Below are 17,836 nucleotides of genomic sequence, written 5' to 3'. Positions count from 1 at the left end.
GCGCTTTCGATACACGCCCTAGGCGTTCAGGGCGCCGGCGGCCAGCAGCGCGAACAGCGCCACGCCGACGGCGACGCGGTAGGTGACGAACGCGTCGAAGGTGTGCCCGGCGACGTATTTGAGCAGCCACGCGATCGAGGCATAGGCGACGGCGAAGGACACCAGCGTGCCGACGGCGACAGACGCTACGGACACGCCGCCGCCGACGGCGTCCTTGAGTTCGTAGAGTCCGGCACCGGTCAGCGCCGGGATGGACAGGAAGAACGACAGCCGGGTGGCCGCGACCCGGTCGAGGTCGCGGATCAGCCCGGTGGAGATGGTGGCGCCGGAACGGGAGAACCCGGGGAACAGCAGCGCGAGGATCTGCGACGATCCGAGGATCATGGCATCGGGGAGTGAGATGTCGTCCTCACCTCGTTTGTGGCGTCCGAACCTGTCGGCGAACCACATCAGCGCGCTGCCGGCGAGCAGCGAGCCGGCGACGACCCACAGCGACGCCAGTGGCCCGTCGATCAGCGGTTTGGCGGCGAGTCCCACGACGACGACAGGGATGGTCGCGTAGATCACCCACCAGGTGAAGGTGTAGTCCGGGTTCTGTCGGGCCCGCGGGCTGGCCAGGCCGCAGGCCCAGGCTGTGGTGAAACGGCGGATATCGGCGAAGAAGTACACCAGGACGGCCGCGATCGCGCCGACCTGGATGATCGCGGTGAACCCGATCACGGACGTGTCGTCGACGGGTATCCCCATCAGCCCCTCGGTGATCTTCAGATGGCCGGTCGAGGAGATCGGGAGGAACTCGGTGACTCCCTCGACGATGCCGAGGAGGGCGGCCTGGCCGACGCTGATCGCGCTCATGTGATTGAAATCCCTGATGGTCCAGGTGCGGCGGCATGCCCGCACGGTCGAGTCGTCGGCGGTCACACGCTGTGAGATTCGCCCTGTCGTCGTCGCCCGTCACCCGTGCCGGTCCGAGCGTGACGACCGCGACGGCAGACAGTAGGCCGCGGCGCATGTGAGGACGATGTGAGCGACGGGCCGTCACGCCGCGCGAGCGAGTGTTGCCGGGCGTCGACGTCTGGCTGGAAGCCTGCCGGTCGCCGGTTCCGGGGTTCGGCTTCCGTGCCGGAATGATGACGTTCGGTTCACATCATCTTCACATGACAGGGCGCCTATCGTGCGGTCATGCGGGTGCTGGTGGTGGAGGACGAGACGCGGGCCGCCGCGCTGCTGCGCCGGGGCCTGGTGGAGGAGGGATTCGCCGTCGACATCGGCTCGGACGGCGTCGACGCGGTGTGGCAGGCCAGCGAGGTGGCCTACTACGTGATCGTTCTGGATCTGATGCTGCCGGGGATCGACGGGTTCGAGGTGTGCCGGCGCCTGCGGGCGGACGGTCGTTGGGCGCCGGTGCTGATGCTGACCGCCCGCGGAGAGATCGCCGACCGGATTCGCGGTCTGAACGTCGGCGCGGACGACTACCTGCCGAAACCGTTCAGCTTCGGGGAGTTGGTTGCCCGATTGCGGGCGCTGATGCGGCGCGGGGCGGTGGCCCGGCCGGCCGTACTGGAGGTCGGCGGTCTGCGGCTGGACCCGGCCGCGCGGACGGCGAGCCGGGACGAGACACCGCTGGATCTCTCATCGAAGGAGTTCGCGCTGCTGGAGTACCTGATGCGTCACCCGGGCGAGGTTCTGACCCGAACAGTGATCATGGAGTACGTGTGGGACTTTGCCTCTGACGCCACCTCCAACGTGGTCGACCAGTACGTCGCCTACCTGCGTCGCAAGATCGACAAGCCGTTCGGGGTGCCCCAGGTGGAGATGGTGCGCGGGGCCGGCTACCGGCTGCGGGCCGGCACCGGCCAGCAGCGGCTGGGCTGAGGCGTCGACATGCCACTGCGGGTCCGGCTCGCGGCCGTGTTCGCGCTCGGGACGGTGTTCGTGCTCGCCGGCGTGGGGGTGCTGTTCTACCTACAGCTCCGCTCCAGTCTCCGGACGTCCCTGGACGCCGGGCTGGCCGCCCGCTCGGAAGGGCTGCGGGTGCGGCTGACCGGGGCCGATGTGCCGCTGGACGCGACGCTGGCCTCCGCCGGCCCGCTCGGCCAGTTGATCGGCGCCGATGGCCGGGTGCTCGCGGCATCCCCACCCGCTCGGACATGGCCGCTGGTCGGCGGGGACGTCCTCGCGTCGGCCCGGTCCGGGCCGGTGCTGGTCACCGTGCGTGTCGGCGAGGAGGGCACACGGGTACGCGCCGAACCACTGACACTCACCCCCGGNCCCCCGGCCGGCGGGTGGTGCTTCTGGTCGGCTCCCCGACGAAGATCATCGATGCCGCCGAGGACCGGGTCCGCGACGTGATGGTCCTCGCGAGCGTGCCGATGGTCGCGGTGTCCGCGCTTGCCGCGTGGGTCCTGTCCGGGGCAGCGTTGCGGCCGGTGGAACGGATGCGCCGCCAGGCCGCCGCGATGGGGGTCGCCGACACGGGCGGACGTCTCGAGGTCCCGCCGACCCGGGACGAGATCGCCGCGCTCGCCGACACCATGAACGACCTGCTGGACCGGCTGCACGCAGCGCGCGCCCGGGACCGCGCCTTCGTCGCCGACGCGGGCCACGAGTTACGCACCCCCCTGACGATCCTGAAAGCCGAGCTGGAGCTCGCGTTACGGCCCGGACGGAGCATCGGCGAGCTCACCGAGGCGGTGTCCGGCGCGGCGGGCGAGACCGATCGCCTCATCCGGCTGGCCGAGGCGCTGCTCGCTCTCGCCCGCTTCGACACCGATTCCGGCCAGCTCGTCCACCGGGAGCCGGTCTGCCTGGCGGACCTGCTCCGCCAGGCCGTCCGCGCGGCCACACCCGCGGCGCACATGAAGGGAGCACGTCTGCGGCTCACGGTCGAAGGGCCGTTGCTGGCCGATGTGGACCCCGACCGGGTGCGCCGGGCCGTCGACAACCTGCTCGGTAACGCCGTCCGGCACGCGCCTCCCGAGACCGAGATCGAGGTCAGCGCCGCGCTGTCACCAGAGGAGACCGTCACCGGGACCGGTCCGGCCGCTGTCCTGCTCCAGGTCCGTGACCACGGCCCGGGGTTTCCAGCTGACTTCCTGCCCCGCGCCTTCGACCGGTTCAGCCGTGCCGACGCCGCCCGGACGCGCGGCGAGGGTGGCGCTGGTCTTGGGCTCGCCATCGTCGCCGCGATCGCGGCGGCCCACGGCGGACGGGCCACCGCGGCCAACCACCCGGACGGCGGTGCGCTCGTCACCCTCGTCCTCGCCACCGATCGGCTCCTGGCTGGTTGGGACGGAACCTCGAGCGACGGACGTCCAACGTCCCCGTGTTCCGAGTCGTCAGATAGACAAGGATGACGATGACAAAATCGGAAATCTTCACCGAAGTCGATGTCGCCGGTGGCGGCCGGCAGGTGATGAAGAAGCTACCAGAGATCACCCTGGCCTTCTGGGTCATGAAGATTGCTGCGACGACCCTCGGGGAGACAGCAGGTGACCTGTTCGCGCAGACCCTCGGGCTCGGCTACTTCCTGACGACGACGGCACTTTTCCTGATCTTCGTAATCACCCTTGTCGTGCAGCTCAGGTCCAGGCGTTACAATCCGTTCTTCTACTGGACGGTCATTCTTTCCACCAGTACGGCCGGCACCACGATGTCCGACTTCATGAACCGTGACGCCAGCGCGAAGTACCTGGCCAAAGGGGCCAGTTCGCTGGGTTGGGGGCCACAGGGCCTGGGGCTGGGATACTCCGTCGGCGCGGCGATCCTGGTCTCGTTGCTGGTCGCCATCTTCATAGTGTGGAAGCTCACCGGGCTGACGTTTTCAATTCGCGACATCGATACCTTCCGGGGAGAGATCCTGTTCTGGTCGGCCATCCTCGTCTCGAACACTCTCGGAACCTCCATGGGAGACTTCCTGTCCGACAGTTCAGGGCTCGGTTATGCCGACAGCGTCCTGCTCATCGTCGGGCTGCTCGGTCTGCTGCTCGCCATCAGACATGCGTCCGCGGTATCGAACGTGACGCTGTTCTGGCTTGCCTTCGTGCTTACCCGCCCCCTCGGCGCCACCGCCGGTGACTTCCTCACCAAGCCGCTCGCCAAGGGCGGCCTCGACCTCGGGACTCCCGGGTCGTCGGCAGTCCTGCTCGCGGTCCTGTTCGGCCTCATGGCCCACGCCCATGTCCAGGAACGACGCAACGTCGTCGGATCCAACTCCGGCACCGTCGCGGCGAATGCCTCCTGACGGCTGGGCCCGCCATCACGGGTGGCCGACGACGGGTCCTGGACAGGACGGCCCCCGGCAGGGCGGCCCTCGGCCCGCTGGGCAGGCTCCGAGCGACAGCCACGAAAACCGGCGTGACACTGGCGAGGTGACGTTGACACGGAGGGTCGACACAGCGGCTCGTCCGGTTCCCTGCCGTGGGCCGGCGGGGCGGCCGAGGCGACCGGCATCCATCCCGGTCGCGCTGACGGCGGCGCTCGTTTACATCGTCCTTCTCGGCGGGTGCGGCGGTGGCACACCGGCCGCGGACGGCCGGCGGGTGCCGGGCCGTGCCGTGAGCACCGCCGCCGGCCCAGTGGGTGGACCGCTGTCGGCGGCGGGCCCGGCCGGTGGGTTCGACGTCCACGCCGAGAACGCCAGGCCCGGCAGCGACTGCGGTCTTGCCCGGCTCGGCTACAACCATGCGGTGGAGGGCTGGCTCGACCGCGCCAGCGTCCGGCCCGGGGACAGCGTCCGCCTGTTCGCCTCCACGACCGCTGCCTCGCTCAATGCCTCGGTGTTCCGGATCGGCTGGTACAGCGGTCGGACCTGCCGTCTGGTGACCGAGGCCGGGCCTTTCCCCGGCCGGGTGCAGGCTCCTGCCTCCCGCGACCCGAAGACGAACACGGTCACCACCTCCTGGCAGCCGACCACCACGTTCGACACGGGCGGCTGGCCGCCCGGCGCCTATCTGATCCGGCTGGACGACGCCGACGGGCTCCAGACGTATGTTCCGTTGACGGTCCGCAGTCCGACGACCGCCGGGCGGCTGGTGATGCTGAGCGCGGTCACCACCTGGCAGGCGTACAACGCCTGGGGCGGCTACAGCCTCTATCACGGCCCAAAGGGCTTTGATGACCGGGCCCGGGTCGTTTCGTTCGACCGGCCGTACGACTATGGTGACGGCGCGGCGGACTTCACTGGCAACGAGGCCCCCGTCATCATTCTCGCGGAAAAACTCGGCCTGCCCGTCGCGTATGCCACCGACATCGACCTGCATGCCGATCCGCGGCTGTTGGACGGCGCGCACGCGGTCATTTCCATGGGGCACGACGAGTACTACTCACCCGCGATGCGGGACGCGTTGACACGAGCCCGTGACCACGGGGTGAACCTCGCCTTTCTGGGGGCGAACGCGGTGTATCGCCGTATCCGGCTCGGGCCGACCGCCTCCGGGCCCGACCGGCTGGAGACCGCTTACAAGGTCGCCACCGAGGATCCGCTGTACGGTGTGAACGACTCCGCCGTGACCGCGAACTGGCCCGCCCCACCGGCGGCCGCTCCGGAGAGCGCGCTCACTGGCGGCATGTACCAGTGCAATCCGGTGCACGCCGACCTTGTCATTCAGGATCCCGGGCACTGGTTGTTCGCCGGCACGGGGGTGACCGCCGGTACCCGGATCCCGGGGATGGTCGGGTCCGAATACGACCGGGTCGACCTTTCGTATCCGACACCATCGCGGATCGAGGTTCTCGCTCATTCACCGGTCGTCTGCCACGGCCGGCCCGACCACGCCGACATCAGCTACTACACGGCCGACTCGGGCGCGGGGGTGTTCGACTCAGGGACCAGCGCGTGGGTGTGCGCGGTGACCGACGTGTGCGGGCCCGGGGCGACCGGCCCGGCGGTGCGGAATTTCGCGACCACCGTCACAACCACGTTGTTGACGACGTTCGCGCAGGGTCCGGCCGGGCGGTTGCATCCGGGCGGGCGTTCCGTGCCGGCTGACGACGCCGGCGCGCCCGGCCCAAATACGGGCAACGAGCGTTAGGGCTGCCTGATGGGTGCTGGTCGATGCCGAGCGGTGATGTCGGCGTCGGCGAGGACCGCGTCGAATGGTGGGGTGAACTGCCCGGCCCGGTCACGGTGGTGTCAGGAGGTATCCGACGAGGGCGCGTTTGAGCTCGTTGGAGGCCTCGGGCCGGGCGGCTGCCGGGGCGGCGAGGATCATCGGCATCAGGGCCTGCACGATGTGGATGCAGACCTCCGCGGTTCGCGCCCGCTCGCGGGGGGTCAGGGTGGGGGCAATCGCGGCGACGACATCCTCGGCGCGGTCGCACATCGCGCCGTGCAGCGGTGTTGTGATCCTGGCCAGGTCGGGGGAGATGCCGGCCCCGCCGAGCAGGGCCTTGGCGGCCGGATTCGCGGCGTGGAACGCGACCAGCGCCTCTATCAGCTGGTCGATCGTCTTCGAGGCCGCGGCCGGGTCGCCCGGGCCGATGGCGAGGGCGTGGTCGTAGATGGCGTTCAGGTCGTCGACGTAGCGGGCGGTGAGGGCCTCGGCGATCGCCGGCTTGTTGGGGAAGAACTGGTAGAGCGAGCCGGGTGAGATCTTGGCGGCGGACGCGATCGCGTTGGTGGTCGTCGCGTCGTAGCCGGCCGCTGTGAACAGGGTCGCGGCGGCGTCGAGGATCGACGCGATGCGCCGCATGCCGCGGGCCTGGCGGCGGGGGCCGTCCTCGGTCATCCATGCTCCGTTGCCAAATACGAGCATCGGCTCGTATTCTGTGGATCGCGAGTGTTCGCTCGTATCCAGGATAGGCGAAGGGGTCCCCTGTGACCGTTGACCACGATCTTCTCGGCAGGACCGCGGTCGTGACCGGTGCGTCCAGCGGTATCGGCCGCGCCGTCGCCCAGCGTCTCGGCGCGGCGGGCGCCACCGTCTATCTCCACGGCCGCACCCGCGCGCCGATGGAGGCCACCAGCCTGGCGATCGAGGCGGCCGGCGGGCACGCCCATATCGCCACGTTCGACGTTCGTGACTCGGTCTCGTTGCGCGGCCTGTTCAGCCAGGCGGCCGCCGACACCGGCCGGTTGGACATCGTGGTCAACAACGCCGGCCTGGCCACCCGCGAACCGGTGCTGGCCGGCGACGACGAGACGTGGCGGGCGCTGTTCGAGGTCAACGTGATCGCGCTCCTGGTGGGCACCCAGGCCGCGGTCCAGCAGATGCGTCGGCTCGGGCACGGCGGCCACATCGTCAACGTCTCCTCGACCAGTGCGCTCGAGTCCGACGGCGGCGTCTACGGGGCCACCAAGAACGCCGTGAACCACCTGACCCGAGTGCTGCGAACCGAGCTCGAGGACGAGGACATCCGCGTCGGGACCGTCGCTCCCGGCCCCGTCGCGACCAACATCGTGCGCAACTGGGACCCGCAGACCGTCAAGGGCGTGGTCGCCTTCTCGGGCCTCGACGTCGACGTCAGGCCTGGTGAACGTCTCCCGGACGAGGTCCTCGACGCCGCCCAGGCCGCGCTCGAGCGGCTGATCGCCAAGCCGGGCGACATCGCCGAGGCCGTGCACTACATCGTCCGCCAGCCCCTGCGTCTCAACATCGCCGATCTCGTCATCCGCCCGGCCAAGCAGCTCACGTTCTGACCACCGGCCAGCGGGCCGGCCTGNNNGGCCAGCGGGCCGGCCTGCCAGGGGACGGCCGGCCCGAGCAGGACGGGATCGCGGTTCGCACCGTGGTCGGTCACCATCGGAGGGTTCGTGTCCGAACCCCTGCCAGTAATCTGGCGGGGGTTCACCTTTTCCGCGGCAGGTGAGGGCAGTGCTGAAGCCTTACGCACTCGGAGGCCCGAGTTCTTCGAACCACAGGGCAGCCTGCGGTTCGCCTTCACCCGACAACGCTCGCGGGGGCCAGGCCGAGCATTCCATCAGGAGGGCACGGACATGCGGCAGCGCACTCTCGGTCAACAGGGTCTGGTCACCTCGGCCCTCGGGCACGGAGCGATGGGTATCTCGCTTGCCTACGGGCCTGGCGACGAGGGGGAGGGCATCGCGGCCATCCAACGCGCCTACGACCTGGGCATCACCTTCTTCGACACCGCCGAGCTCTACGGGTGGGGCGAGAACGAGAAGATCGTCGGCAGGGCCGTCGCAGGCTTCCGTGACGACATCGTGATCGCCACGAAGTTCGGCTTCACCCGCAGCTACGGCACGGACAGCCGGCCCGAACACATCCGCGAGGTCGTCGACAACAGCCTTCGCTACCTCGATGTCGACTACATCGACCTCCTCTACCAGCACCGGGTGGACCCCGACGTGCCCATCGAGGACGTGGCGGGCACCGTCGGGGAGTTCGTCCAGGCCGGCAAGGTGAAGTACTTCGGTCTCAGTGAGGCCGGGCCGCAGACCATCCGCAGAGCACACGCGGTGCAGCCGGTCTCCGCGCTGCAGACGGAGTACTCGCTCTTCGAGCGCGACGTCGAATCGATCTTCCCGACGTTGGCCGAGCTCGGCATCGGCTTCGTGGCCTACTCCCCGCTGGGCCGAGGGTTCCTCACCGACGCGGTGAAGCCCGCCGGGCAGTACGACAGGACCGACATGCGCAACGCCGACCCCCGCTGGCAGCCGGGCAACTTCGAGAAGAACGTCGAAGCGGTCCGTCAGCTCACCGAACTGGCCGCTGCCAAAGGCGCGTCCGTTGCCCAGCTGGCCCTGGCCTGGCTGCTCGCTCAGAGCGAGAACATCGTGCCCATTCCCGGGACGCGCAGCCCCCGGCGTGTCGAAGAGAACGCGCGCGCCACCAGCATCACACTCACCGAAGCGGACCTCACCAGAATTCGGGAAATTCTCCCCACCGGCGGTTTCGGCGCCCGCTATGCCCCGGGACGGATGCCCACCTGGACCTGATCCGAACCCTCGCGGACCCGGTGAAAACGCGGTGTGCCGCCGAATCACCCGCTGGCGGGGAGCTCCGAGGCCGGTGCCGAGACGGGGAGGGCGTACAGCGCCGCCGAGGTGAACGAGCTGGTCGCGACGGTGCTCAAGCGGCGTGGGTGACATCCCTGCCGTCTTCGACGTGAACGTGCTGAGTCGGCTCCGGAGACGACTCGAAGGCCGCGTGACTGTGCCGGACGAGTTCCCGCAACGCGGGATTCTTCCCCGTCTTCCAGATCAGAGTCAGCAGGGCGGGGGAAAGGATGTCATCGACAGGTAAAACAGTCACGCCGTCGTGGCGGGTGGCAGCCATCGACTCGCTGAGGATCGCGACGCCGAGCCCGCGAGCGGCAAGATCTGTGATGGCTCCCGGGGCGCTTGCCTGGAGCGCGATGGTCGGTTCTATTCCCATGGCCGAACATGCCTGGTCGAACACCGCACGGATTCCCGTTCCCGTGGGCAGGCACACGAGAGGGAAGGCTGCGATATCCGCCAGGAACGTCCGGGGACGCCCGGCGAGCGGATGATCGTTCGAAACGACCGCGACCAGCCGGTCACTGATGATCGGTAGCGTTTCCACGCCCTTCGGCGGGGCGCTGCCCGTGCCGACGAGGGCCATGTCGGCCACCCCGGTCCGCACGCTCTCGACGAGCCGGTCCGAACTGTCCTCGAACAGGGTGATCTCGACACCGGGATGGGCCGTGTGGAACGAGGTAAGCGCGTCGAACAGCGGGGTGACGGTGCAGGCCGTGACCATGCCGACCACGATCCGGCCCCGGATCAGGCCGTTCACGTCGTCCACCGCCTGCCGCAGAGCGTTGACCGACGCGAGCGCGTCACGGGCGTGTCTGAGCGCGGCCGCTCCGGCGGCGGTCACCGTGCACCGGCGACCAGATCTGTCGAGGAGGACGGCCCCGAGTTCGTGTTCGAGCTGCCGGATCTGGGCACTGACGCCGGATTGGCTGATGTATACCCGCTCGGCCGCACGGGTGAAGTTCGCCTCCTCGGCGACCGCGACGAAGTACTCAAGCTGCCTGAGTTCCATATCTGTGGATTCTAGCTTCGAGCAGCGACAGATGTTGGACTTCTGGCGCCGGCTTGTGTTCACTGAAAGCGAGAGCTTCCGGCCTCGTATTGATATGAGATCGTGTCGAAGGGAGCGTTTATGTCCGCCAAAGAGAAGGCACAAAAGCCAGAAGACCTTACGCGCCTGTTTGTGGAACGCGCCAACGAAGGGGACGCCGCGGGCCTTGCGGCGCTCTACGAGGAGAACGCGGTCATAGCCTACCCACCCGGCAGCCAGACGGTCGGCCGAGCCGCTATCCAGGCCCTGTGGGAGAAGATCCTGGCCAACGCCCCCCGCTTCGAGCAGGAGCCGTCGCTGCCGACCCTCACAGCTGGCGACATCGCGCTCACATCCACCCTGGCCAGGGACGGCGCGGGCGCTCGCGCGCAGGTGGCCCGCCGGCAGCCCGACGGCAGCTGGCTCCGTCTGCTCGACCAGCCCGAGTTCGTCACACCGGCTCCATAGTGCAGGAACCGGTGCTGCCCGCTCCGATTCGACGCGCATGGGAGGAACGCGTCGACCTACGATGATTATCTGTTTGCGGCGTGCGGCGGCGCGGGTGTTCTTCGCGACATGATCGGAACCATCGGGCGGTTCACCGATGGCGACCTGCACCTGCGCTCGCCCCCGCACCGACGCCGGCCGGTTCGCTGGTTCTTCCACGGCTGGCGTCAGGAGATCCTCGCGGACGAGCCGTGAACGACTGCCTGATACATCAGCCCGGTCATACCGGCTCTGCGGGGCACACGTTTTCTTTTTGGTTGCGGCCGTCACGCTGGATGATCACATCTGCCGGTCTGGCCACGACGGATCGTCTCCAGGGCTTCCTCCCGGAGCTACCTCGGACCGGTCAGGCCGTTTCCGGCCGTCCCACGAGCCGCGAACCGGGCACGGGAAGAGCCCGCTGGCCGAAAAGCAGGGGCATTGAGAAGCCGGTTGTCGCTACTGTGGCAGAAGGGAGTTTCTGGCAGCCGGTTTCGGCGGGTGAGATACGAGTCGGTGAAGCGTGCGGTGACGGAAGGACGATGGTGAGCGACGATCGTGACGAGTTCGCCTTTCTCGCCGAGGATGCGGCGGAGGTAGGCGCCCCGGCCGGCCTTCCGGCGGTACGCCGCGTTGGTGTCACGACCGCGGCCGGCGCGGTCAGCGCGCTGCTCTGGGGTGACTCTCCGGATCTCACGCTGCTGCACGGGGGCGGCCTGAACGCCCATACCTGGGACACGACGATCCTGGCGCTCGGCCGGCCGGCCCTCGCGGTGGACCTGCCGGGCCATGGTGACTCGGCATGGCGCGATGACTTCGACTACGCTCCGCGTCCGAACGCGCGGGCCGTGGCCACCATCCTCGACGCCGTCGCGCCGGGGACGCGGCATACCATCGCCGGCCAGTCACTGGGAGGCGTTACCGCGATCGCCCTGGCCGAGTCGCGTCCAGATCTGGTCGAACGCCTGGTCATCGTGGATGTCAGCCCTGGGCTGCGCGCCGAGGATGCCACCCAGGTGGCCGACTTCCTCGCCGGGCCGCAGGTGTTCGGCTCCCGTGAGGAGATCGTGGAGAAGGCCCTCGCCGCCGGGATCGGATTCTCGCGGCGAGCGCTCGCCAGAGGCGTCGCGCTCAACACCCGGGTGCGCGACGACGGCACGATCGTGTTCAAGCACCATCTCGCCGACCCTCCTCCCGGCGCACGGCTGAACATCGACTTCCGCTACCTGTGGCCGGTGCTGGAGAACACGACGGTCCCGGTGCTCCTGGTCCACGGCACGCACGGGTTCCTCGCTCCGGAGACGGTAGGCGAGTTCCGTTCCCGCGTCCCACGGGCCGAGATCGTGGAGATCGAGGCGGGCCACAACATCCAGGAGCATCAGCCGGCCGCGTTGGCCGCCGCGCTCGCCAGCTTCCTGACCGGGTCGGCAGCCTGAGCTGCCGCTGCCGGCGTTGGTCAATATCGCCTGCCAGTTCGTCCGGCTCGGGATCGCCATGTACGGGGGACGGTGCGCCCACGGTGTGTGGTTCACGGGTGTGGCTGCTTCGCGGAGGGGCGAACGGAGGCCGGCCAGGCGTGCCGTGCCGTCGGCGAATATGTGTCGGGGTGACCGGCAGGTAGGGCCGGGTCCCGATGGCGCGCAGCGGGACGCGCGGCTGTCATTCCGTGCACAGCGCCAGATAGTTCGCTTCACGAATTATATCGATACCCGGATGTTATCCTGGTCGCGTGGGTAAGCAGGATTATGGTCCGATCGGGATTGCGACCGCGCTGGTGCGGTCCTCGTTTCTGGTGAATGCCGTGTACGCCGAGTCGAGCCGGGAGCATGGCCTCACCCCCCAGCAGGGGCAGTTGCTGTGCGTGCTGATGGCACAGCCATACGGCATGGGCGAACTGGGCGCGATACTGGGGCTGGCCAAGTCGAGCCTCACTGGCCTGGTGGACCGCACCGAGCGCAACGGTCTGGTTCAGCGCGAACCGAACCCGCAGGACTCGCGTGCAGTGCGGGTCGGGCTCACCTCGCAGGGCGGCAGGCTCGTACGGGAGTTCTATGCCGAGACCTGCCGGCGGATCGAGAAGCTGTCGGCGGGACTCAGCGCCACTGACCGCGACACGCTCGCCAGCCTGCTCGGTCGCGTCGTGCTGGACAACCAGGTTCCGATGGTCTTCATAGAACCGGATGAAGGAGCCCCCGCCGCTCGCAGGTACTGATCCGGGCTGTTCGCGACAGCGGCCAGGCGGTTCCCGTGATGTTGGAAGAAGCTTCTCCGCATGTGGAGCCGGCGCCCACCCGGCGTGACAGGCGGAGGAGCCGGCCGGCCCGGACCCGCAAACGAACATCAACACGAACGTCAGCGAAGGCTGGTGGCCGGATCGGAGGATCTCGTGGCCACGGCGTGACGTCGAGGCCGGGGCCACGATGCCGAGCCCGGCGGGACAGGGGTTGCAGTTCGTACTACGAACTACTATCGTTCGTAGTACGAACTAAAATTTCTGTCCGTAGGAGCGTGAAATCATGGGTCGTACCGTCGCGGTCATCGGCGGAGGTTACGGGGGTTCAGCGGTCGCCAAAGCGCTGGACTCCGATGCCGACATTGTCCTCATCGATCCCCGGGACGCGTTCGTCAACTCGGCGGCCTCGCTACGCGCGCTGGCTCGGCCCGACTGGGCACCGAACCTGTTCTTCTCCTTCGACACGCTGCTCACGCGGGGCACGGTGATCCGCGACCGAGCGGTCTCAGCGGACCCGGTCGGCGTCACCCTGGCCTCAGGCCGGCGTGTCGAGGCGGACTATCTGGTTCTGGCCTCCGGCTCCAGCTACCCCTACCCGGCCAAGCCCAACGCCGGCTCCACCGCCACCGGCGAGGCGCTGGACGACCTCCGCCAGACCCACAAGGAACTGATCGATGCCGAGAGGGTGCTGATCGTCGGTGCCGGGCCGGTCGGTCTGGAGCTGGCCGGGGAGATCAAGGAGGTCTGGCCACACAAGCATGTGATCATCGTCGACCCGGCTGAGCGGCTTCTGCCCGGCTTCCAGCCGGAGGTACGCCAGGACCTGCACCGCCAGCTCGACGAGCTGGACATCCAGCTGCGGCTGGGCACCGGCCTGGCAGCGCCGCCGACGACCGAGCCCGGCCAGGCCGAGACCTTCACCGTCACCACCACCGGCGGTGACGAGATCACCGCCGACATCTGGTTCCGCGCCTACGGAGTGCGGGTCAACAGCGACTACCTTGCTGACGGCCGGCTCACGCCCCGCACACCGCAGGGACAGGTCCCCGTCACTGAGACCCTCAACGTCCACGGGTACGATCATGTCTACGCGATTGGCGACGTCACCGATGTCGCCGAGGCCAAGATGGCCGGGTACGCGATGCGGCACGCCGAGGTCGTGGCGCGGAACATCATCTCTCAACTGCGTGGCGAACAGCCCACGGCCATCTATCGGCCCCTGCCCTACCCCATGATCCTGCTCCCGCTCGGTCGGCGTGGCGGTGTCGGCCAACTGCCCACACCCGATGGTCCGGCTGCCGTCCCGGCGACGACGGTCGCCGAGTACAAGGGCGCCGACCTGTTCACCGGCCGCTTCGCGAAACAGTTCGGTATCGCCTGAACCTGTCCCGTAACTGGTGAGCCATGTGAATCCGTAGCGCTTCATCACCGTCGCCCGGGCTTCGGTCCGGCGGGTTCACCGGCAGCCCCCCGAATGAAAGGCAGGGCAGTGTCCATACAAGAGGTCGTCTTCGGGTTCGGCGCGCACAGCGGCATCGACGACGTGCCGGAGTTGCTGCGGGCGGCTCAACAGGCCGACCGTGACGGGCTTGACATCTTCTCGCTGTCGGACCATCCCTACGTCGGCGACCGGTTGGACGCGTACGCCTCCGTCGGATTCATCCTCGGACGTACACGGCGGATCTCAGGCCTCGTCAACGTCACCAACTTGCCGACCCGGCCCGCTCCCATGCTCGCGCGGACGGTGACGTCGCTGTCTGCGCTTTCCGGCGGTCGCATCGTGCTCGGGATGGGCGTGGGCGGGCTATGGGATCGGATCTCCGACATGGGAGTGCCGCGGCTTTCACCGGGCGATGCCGTAGACGCCTTCGAGGAGGCGATCGTCCTGGTCAGGTTGTTGTCGGGTGGCGGTCCGGCGGTCACCTATCGGGGCAGGCACTATCAGGTGGAGCAGATCGAGCCGGCGCCGGTGGCCGCGCCTGACGTGTGGACCGGATCGGTCGGCCCGAAATCCCTGGCCGCGACCGGCCGGGTGGCCGACGGCTGGATTCCCGGCCATGCGGCGGACTGGCGCAGCGAGCGATACCGGGTGTCGCGGCCGGTTATCGACGAAGCAGCGGCGGCCGTGGGCCGCGATCCGCGCGAGATCCGCACGGTCTTCAATTTCCCCGGACGCATCACCGACCGGCCGCTGGCCGCCACACGTGATCACACCGGTCGCTGGATCGGTGGTTCCGTAGGCCAGTGGGTCGAGGAACTGACCGAGGCCGTACTGGAGCATGGCGCGGCCGGCTTCGTGCTCTTCTCGGCCAGCGGCGGCGCGCAGGATGTCGTCTCCCTCGGCCGCTGGGCCAGCGAGATCGTCCCGGCCGTACGCGAAGCGATCGCGAAGGGAAACGACTGAAAAGCTGTTCCGTCGATGCGTGGTCGGTAAGCGCCGGCCCCGAGCAGGCCGGTGAGCCTTGCCCCGTAGCCACTGGCTGCGGGGCGTTGTCCGCAGCAGCGTGTGTCCGTGATGGTCGTCAGGTGGTGCGGCGCTGCTCGGCGTGGAGGGTGGTGGCCCGTCCGCCGTCCGTGTATGGCATGCCGTCGTATCACCGCAACACCTCGGACGAGTCCGAGCGCCGCGTTGTCGACCACCTGCGCGAGTACGGGACGATCTCCAGTCAGACGGTCCAGAACCTGCTTCTCGTCGGCATCCAACGGGCGAGCGTCGTCCTCCGGTCGCTCGCCGAACGAGGAGTGATCCAACGGACGGCGGGCTCCCCGAGCCGGAGGCCGAGCGTCCGCTACGAACCGGGCCCAGCATTCCCCACCAGGAAGCGGCGGCACTGGCCAGAATTGTTCCGTCGCCGCTTTTTATATCCTGAAACGGGCGGAGTCAGGACGACGGCTGAGCGGCCGGGAAGATCCCGTCGCCTGGGTGGCCATGATTCGGGAATGTACAGAGTTTTCGTGTCATCCGATCGAAAACATGACTCGATCCGTTCGAGTTCCCGTGTTTTGCGGGCTGCCCATGGGGTAGAAGGCGCTCAGGTACGAATATTGCTGAAACGTCAATAACCAGGAGGAGCGAACAAATGGTGACACAGACCCCTGAGCGGACACTCGGCGCGATCGCGCAAGGCGATTCCCCGGTGCTTGAAGAGCTCGTTCAGATGCATCTGGACACGCTGGAGAGGTCGGGCCTCGACGAACGTACCTACCACCTTGTCCGGCTGGCCGCGCTCGTCGCCATGGATTCGGCACCCGTCTCCTACCTGATGAATCTCGCCGTTGCCCGGGACGCCGGGCTGACCGCCGCCGACGCCCAGGGTGTGTGTACCGCCATCGCACCGATCGTCGGGAGCGCCAGGGTCGTGTCGGCGGCCGGGAGCGTACTGCGTGCACTGGGATTCGAGGAGGCTCTTCCGAAGAATTAAAGTCCGAAGAATTAAAGGCCGTGGTAAGGAGCTGCTTCGTTCGGGTAGTGGATCAGCATCGACGCTCCTCGCCAGGGACGGCCGCTCACCAGGGTGAAGTGGATTACGAAGCAGCTCGCGGACGCAAATGGTAATCTGCGGGTCGAATCTTTCGGGCAGGGGTCGCGCGGGAGGCTACTCGAGCCGAGCCCCCTGCTCTGGTCCGGCAGAAGCCGGAGATTCTGATCGCTGGTTCGGACTACAGCATTCGAGCCTTTCGTATTTCCTTGAGCGCGCCTCCTCGGCACGAAACGCAGTGCCGGAAAGGGCACATTTGTCACATCGGTGATGGAAACGTTGGAGAAGTTCTACGAAGAGGTGGTACAGAACCTGCGCGAATGGCGTGACTCCACTGATCCCGGCTCGGTGTCAGGTAGTGCTGCCGGTATCTCGGCGGGAAAAAGATAGCATCCACCGCACGAGTGGACACGCTGTATTCTCTGAGGGGATGGTCGGTGTTCGGGGTCCCGAACACCGACCATCCCCGTTCGTCTTTGTTATCTCGTGGTAGCAGCGCCCCGCGGACCAACCCGTCCTCTGGCCGGCTGTCTCGAGCAGTTCTGCTGGGCACCGCAGGGCCTGATCGCGCCTGATGCTCGATTGGCCAGGTGGGCTGATCGTCCGTGTGGGCGTTCTCGTCCGATGGTCATGATGTCGGTCAACTTTCCGGGTCTGCTGTGGGCAGGCGGGTCTGGCCCACAGCAGACCCGGTATCACCCGATGGTCCGGGAGAGGATCGCCGGATCGCTCTTGTCAAAAGGCGGTCGACCGGGTCCCTTCGGCGCCTTGCTGTATGGGTGTTGCCCGACAGATGATCTTCATATTCATGATCCAGAATGACTCTGAGGCGGCGCCGTCTCGGTTGTGGATCGTGGGATCGGTCGTCGGTGTCAAAGAGTCGACAGTGCGGAGAGTGACCAGGGCTGGAGAGCGGCCCGCGCCGAGGGATGGTCGGTGTCGGAGAGTAGTCAGCGCTGGGAAGTCCTTGGTTTCGGAAAGTAACTGATGCGATCGGCTTCATCGTCGACGGCATCCTGCGGCGGGCTGGCGGATGGCGCTGAGTCAGCTTCTGGATGCGTCGCGTCGAGCATGGCCCCGGCGTCCGCCCGACTGGTCGATGATCGCCGGTCGCCCGCAAATACCCCTTGCATTGTGTATGCATTATGCCTAGTCTTCCGGACGTAACGAAGGTCACACATCGGGTCTGACCTGCACATCGGCTGCCAGTCGGCATCAGAACTTGGAGAAGCGGTTGTCGCCCGATCGTGTTGTCGGACTCGCCACTGCCAGGTCGGCGCATACCGACGGCTGTGGTCATGGCGTCATCGATGGCTTGCCCATCGCGCCGCGGTGCCCCTGGGGGGAGGAGGTGCCTGATGTGCTGGATGATCGACGCGCAAGCAGTGCCCGTCCGCACGCTACTGGACGCGACGGATCCCGACCCGGCCCCGGTCTAGCCGGATCCGTGGTGTCGTCCTGGCCGTGCCGCCCGTTGCCGGCTCCGGGCCGGTGCGTCATGGGACGCCGGTCACGGCAGGGCGCGATCACGCCCCGCCATGGGACGGCCGTGGTCACGGGGCCCGGGCCGGTGCGGCCGCGGACTGCCCGCCACAGCGAACTGAATGCATGACCGGCTGACCGGCGCTCCCGCCGCGGCTGTCCGCGGG

General features: G+C 68.0%; 16 protein-coding genes. 13 read left to right on the top strand and 3 right to left on the bottom strand.

Going from position 1 to position 17,836, the window contains the following annotated elements; all coding sequences use genetic code 11:
- Positions 1-18: 18 nt before the first annotated feature.
- Positions 19-855, bottom strand: coding sequence for an undecaprenyl-diphosphate phosphatase (locus FrCorBMG51_RS08305; protein WP_047222521.1), 837 nt, complete (start codon positions 853-855; stop codon positions 19-21).
- Positions 856-1,182: 327 nt separating this feature from the next.
- Here FrCorBMG51_RS08305 and FrCorBMG51_RS08300 point away from each other — a divergent pair, with 327 nt between their 5' ends.
- From FrCorBMG51_RS08300 to FrCorBMG51_RS08285, 4 genes are all read left to right on the top strand, one after another.
- Positions 1,183-1,875 carry a response regulator transcription factor gene (locus FrCorBMG51_RS08300; RefSeq protein WP_047222476.1) on the top strand — a complete coding sequence of 231 codons (693 nt, stop codon included), beginning with the start codon at positions 1,183-1,185 and terminating at the stop codon, positions 1,873-1,875.
- 410 nt (positions 1,876-2,285) lie between these two features.
- Positions 2,286-3,356: a sensor histidine kinase gene (locus FrCorBMG51_RS08295; protein ID WP_235433425.1), complete on the top strand. Its 1,071-nt coding sequence runs from the start codon at positions 2,286-2,288 to the stop codon at positions 3,354-3,356.
- A gap of 2 nt (positions 3,357-3,358) precedes the next feature.
- Positions 3,359-4,243: a COG4705 family protein gene (locus tag FrCorBMG51_RS08290; RefSeq protein WP_047222475.1), complete on the top strand. Its 885-nt coding sequence runs from the start codon at positions 3,359-3,361 to the stop codon at positions 4,241-4,243.
- 334 nt (positions 4,244-4,577) lie between these two features.
- Positions 4,578-6,032, top strand: a complete 1,455-nt coding sequence (locus FrCorBMG51_RS08285) for a N,N-dimethylformamidase beta subunit family domain-containing protein (protein WP_235433424.1) — start codon at positions 4,578-4,580, stop codon at positions 6,030-6,032.
- A gap of 90 nt (positions 6,033-6,122) precedes the next feature.
- Here the strand turns inward: FrCorBMG51_RS08285 and FrCorBMG51_RS08280 are convergent, their stop codons facing one another.
- On the bottom strand, positions 6,123-6,728 hold the full coding sequence (locus FrCorBMG51_RS08280; protein ID WP_047222473.1) for a TetR/AcrR family transcriptional regulator: 606 nt from the start codon (positions 6,726-6,728) through the stop codon (positions 6,123-6,125).
- Positions 6,729-6,817: 89 nt separating this feature from the next.
- Between FrCorBMG51_RS08280 and FrCorBMG51_RS08275 the strand changes: the two genes are divergently transcribed.
- Positions 6,818-7,639 carry an SDR family oxidoreductase gene (locus tag FrCorBMG51_RS08275; RefSeq protein WP_047222472.1) on the top strand — a complete coding sequence of 274 codons (822 nt, stop codon included), beginning with the start codon at positions 6,818-6,820 and terminating at the stop codon, positions 7,637-7,639.
- A gap of 297 nt (positions 7,640-7,936) precedes the next feature.
- Positions 7,937-8,899 carry an aldo/keto reductase gene (locus tag FrCorBMG51_RS08270; RefSeq protein ID WP_047222471.1) on the top strand — a complete coding sequence of 321 codons (963 nt, stop codon included), beginning with the start codon at positions 7,937-7,939 and terminating at the stop codon, positions 8,897-8,899.
- Between the two features lie 133 nt (positions 8,900-9,032).
- On the opposite strand, the gene FrCorBMG51_RS08265 is transcribed toward FrCorBMG51_RS08270, so the two are convergent.
- On the bottom strand, positions 9,033-9,971 hold the full coding sequence (locus FrCorBMG51_RS08265; protein ID WP_047222470.1) for a LysR family transcriptional regulator: 939 nt from the start codon (positions 9,969-9,971) through the stop codon (positions 9,033-9,035).
- 120 nt (positions 9,972-10,091) lie between these two features.
- Here FrCorBMG51_RS08265 and FrCorBMG51_RS08260 point away from each other — a divergent pair, with 120 nt between their 5' ends.
- The 7 genes from FrCorBMG51_RS08260 to FrCorBMG51_RS08235 all read left to right on the top strand — a co-directional run bounded on the left by FrCorBMG51_RS08260 (position 10,092) and on the right by FrCorBMG51_RS08235 (position 16,130).
- Positions 10,092-10,457 carry a YybH family protein gene (locus FrCorBMG51_RS08260; protein ID WP_047222469.1) on the top strand — a complete coding sequence of 122 codons (366 nt, stop codon included), beginning with the start codon at positions 10,092-10,094 and terminating at the stop codon, positions 10,455-10,457.
- Between the two features lie 108 nt (positions 10,458-10,565).
- Positions 10,566-10,691 (top strand): hypothetical protein, encoded by a 126-nt coding sequence (locus FrCorBMG51_RS32460; RefSeq protein WP_256386232.1) that lies wholly within the window; start codon positions 10,566-10,568, stop codon positions 10,689-10,691.
- 329 nt (positions 10,692-11,020) lie between these two features.
- Positions 11,021-11,911: an alpha/beta fold hydrolase gene (locus FrCorBMG51_RS08255; RefSeq protein WP_052914478.1), complete on the top strand. Its 891-nt coding sequence runs from the start codon at positions 11,021-11,023 to the stop codon at positions 11,909-11,911.
- Positions 11,912-12,204: 293 nt separating this feature from the next.
- Positions 12,205-12,687, top strand: coding sequence for a MarR family winged helix-turn-helix transcriptional regulator (locus tag FrCorBMG51_RS08250; RefSeq protein ID WP_200902375.1), 483 nt, complete (start codon positions 12,205-12,207; stop codon positions 12,685-12,687).
- 304 nt (positions 12,688-12,991) lie between these two features.
- Positions 12,992-14,089 (top strand): NAD(P)/FAD-dependent oxidoreductase, encoded by a 1,098-nt coding sequence (locus FrCorBMG51_RS08245; RefSeq protein ID WP_047222467.1) that lies wholly within the window; start codon positions 12,992-12,994, stop codon positions 14,087-14,089.
- A 108-nt stretch (positions 14,090-14,197) separates the two neighbouring features.
- Positions 14,198-15,112, top strand: a complete 915-nt coding sequence (locus FrCorBMG51_RS08240) for an LLM class flavin-dependent oxidoreductase (RefSeq protein ID WP_076842800.1) — start codon at positions 14,198-14,200, stop codon at positions 15,110-15,112.
- 676 nt (positions 15,113-15,788) lie between these two features.
- The gene (locus FrCorBMG51_RS08235) at positions 15,789-16,130 is read left to right on the top strand and encodes a carboxymuconolactone decarboxylase family protein (protein WP_047222465.1); all 342 of its coding nucleotides are present in this window, start codon (positions 15,789-15,791) and stop codon (positions 16,128-16,130) included.
- Positions 16,131-17,836: the final 1,706 nt, after the last annotated feature.

The sequence above is a fragment of the Protofrankia coriariae genome (assembly GCF_001017755.1).
GTDB lineage: Bacteria > Actinomycetota > Actinomycetes > Frankiales > Frankiaceae > Protofrankia > Protofrankia coriariae.
The sequence above is the reverse complement of the archived record's forward strand: the minus strand, read 5'-3'. Positions and strand labels throughout refer to the sequence as shown.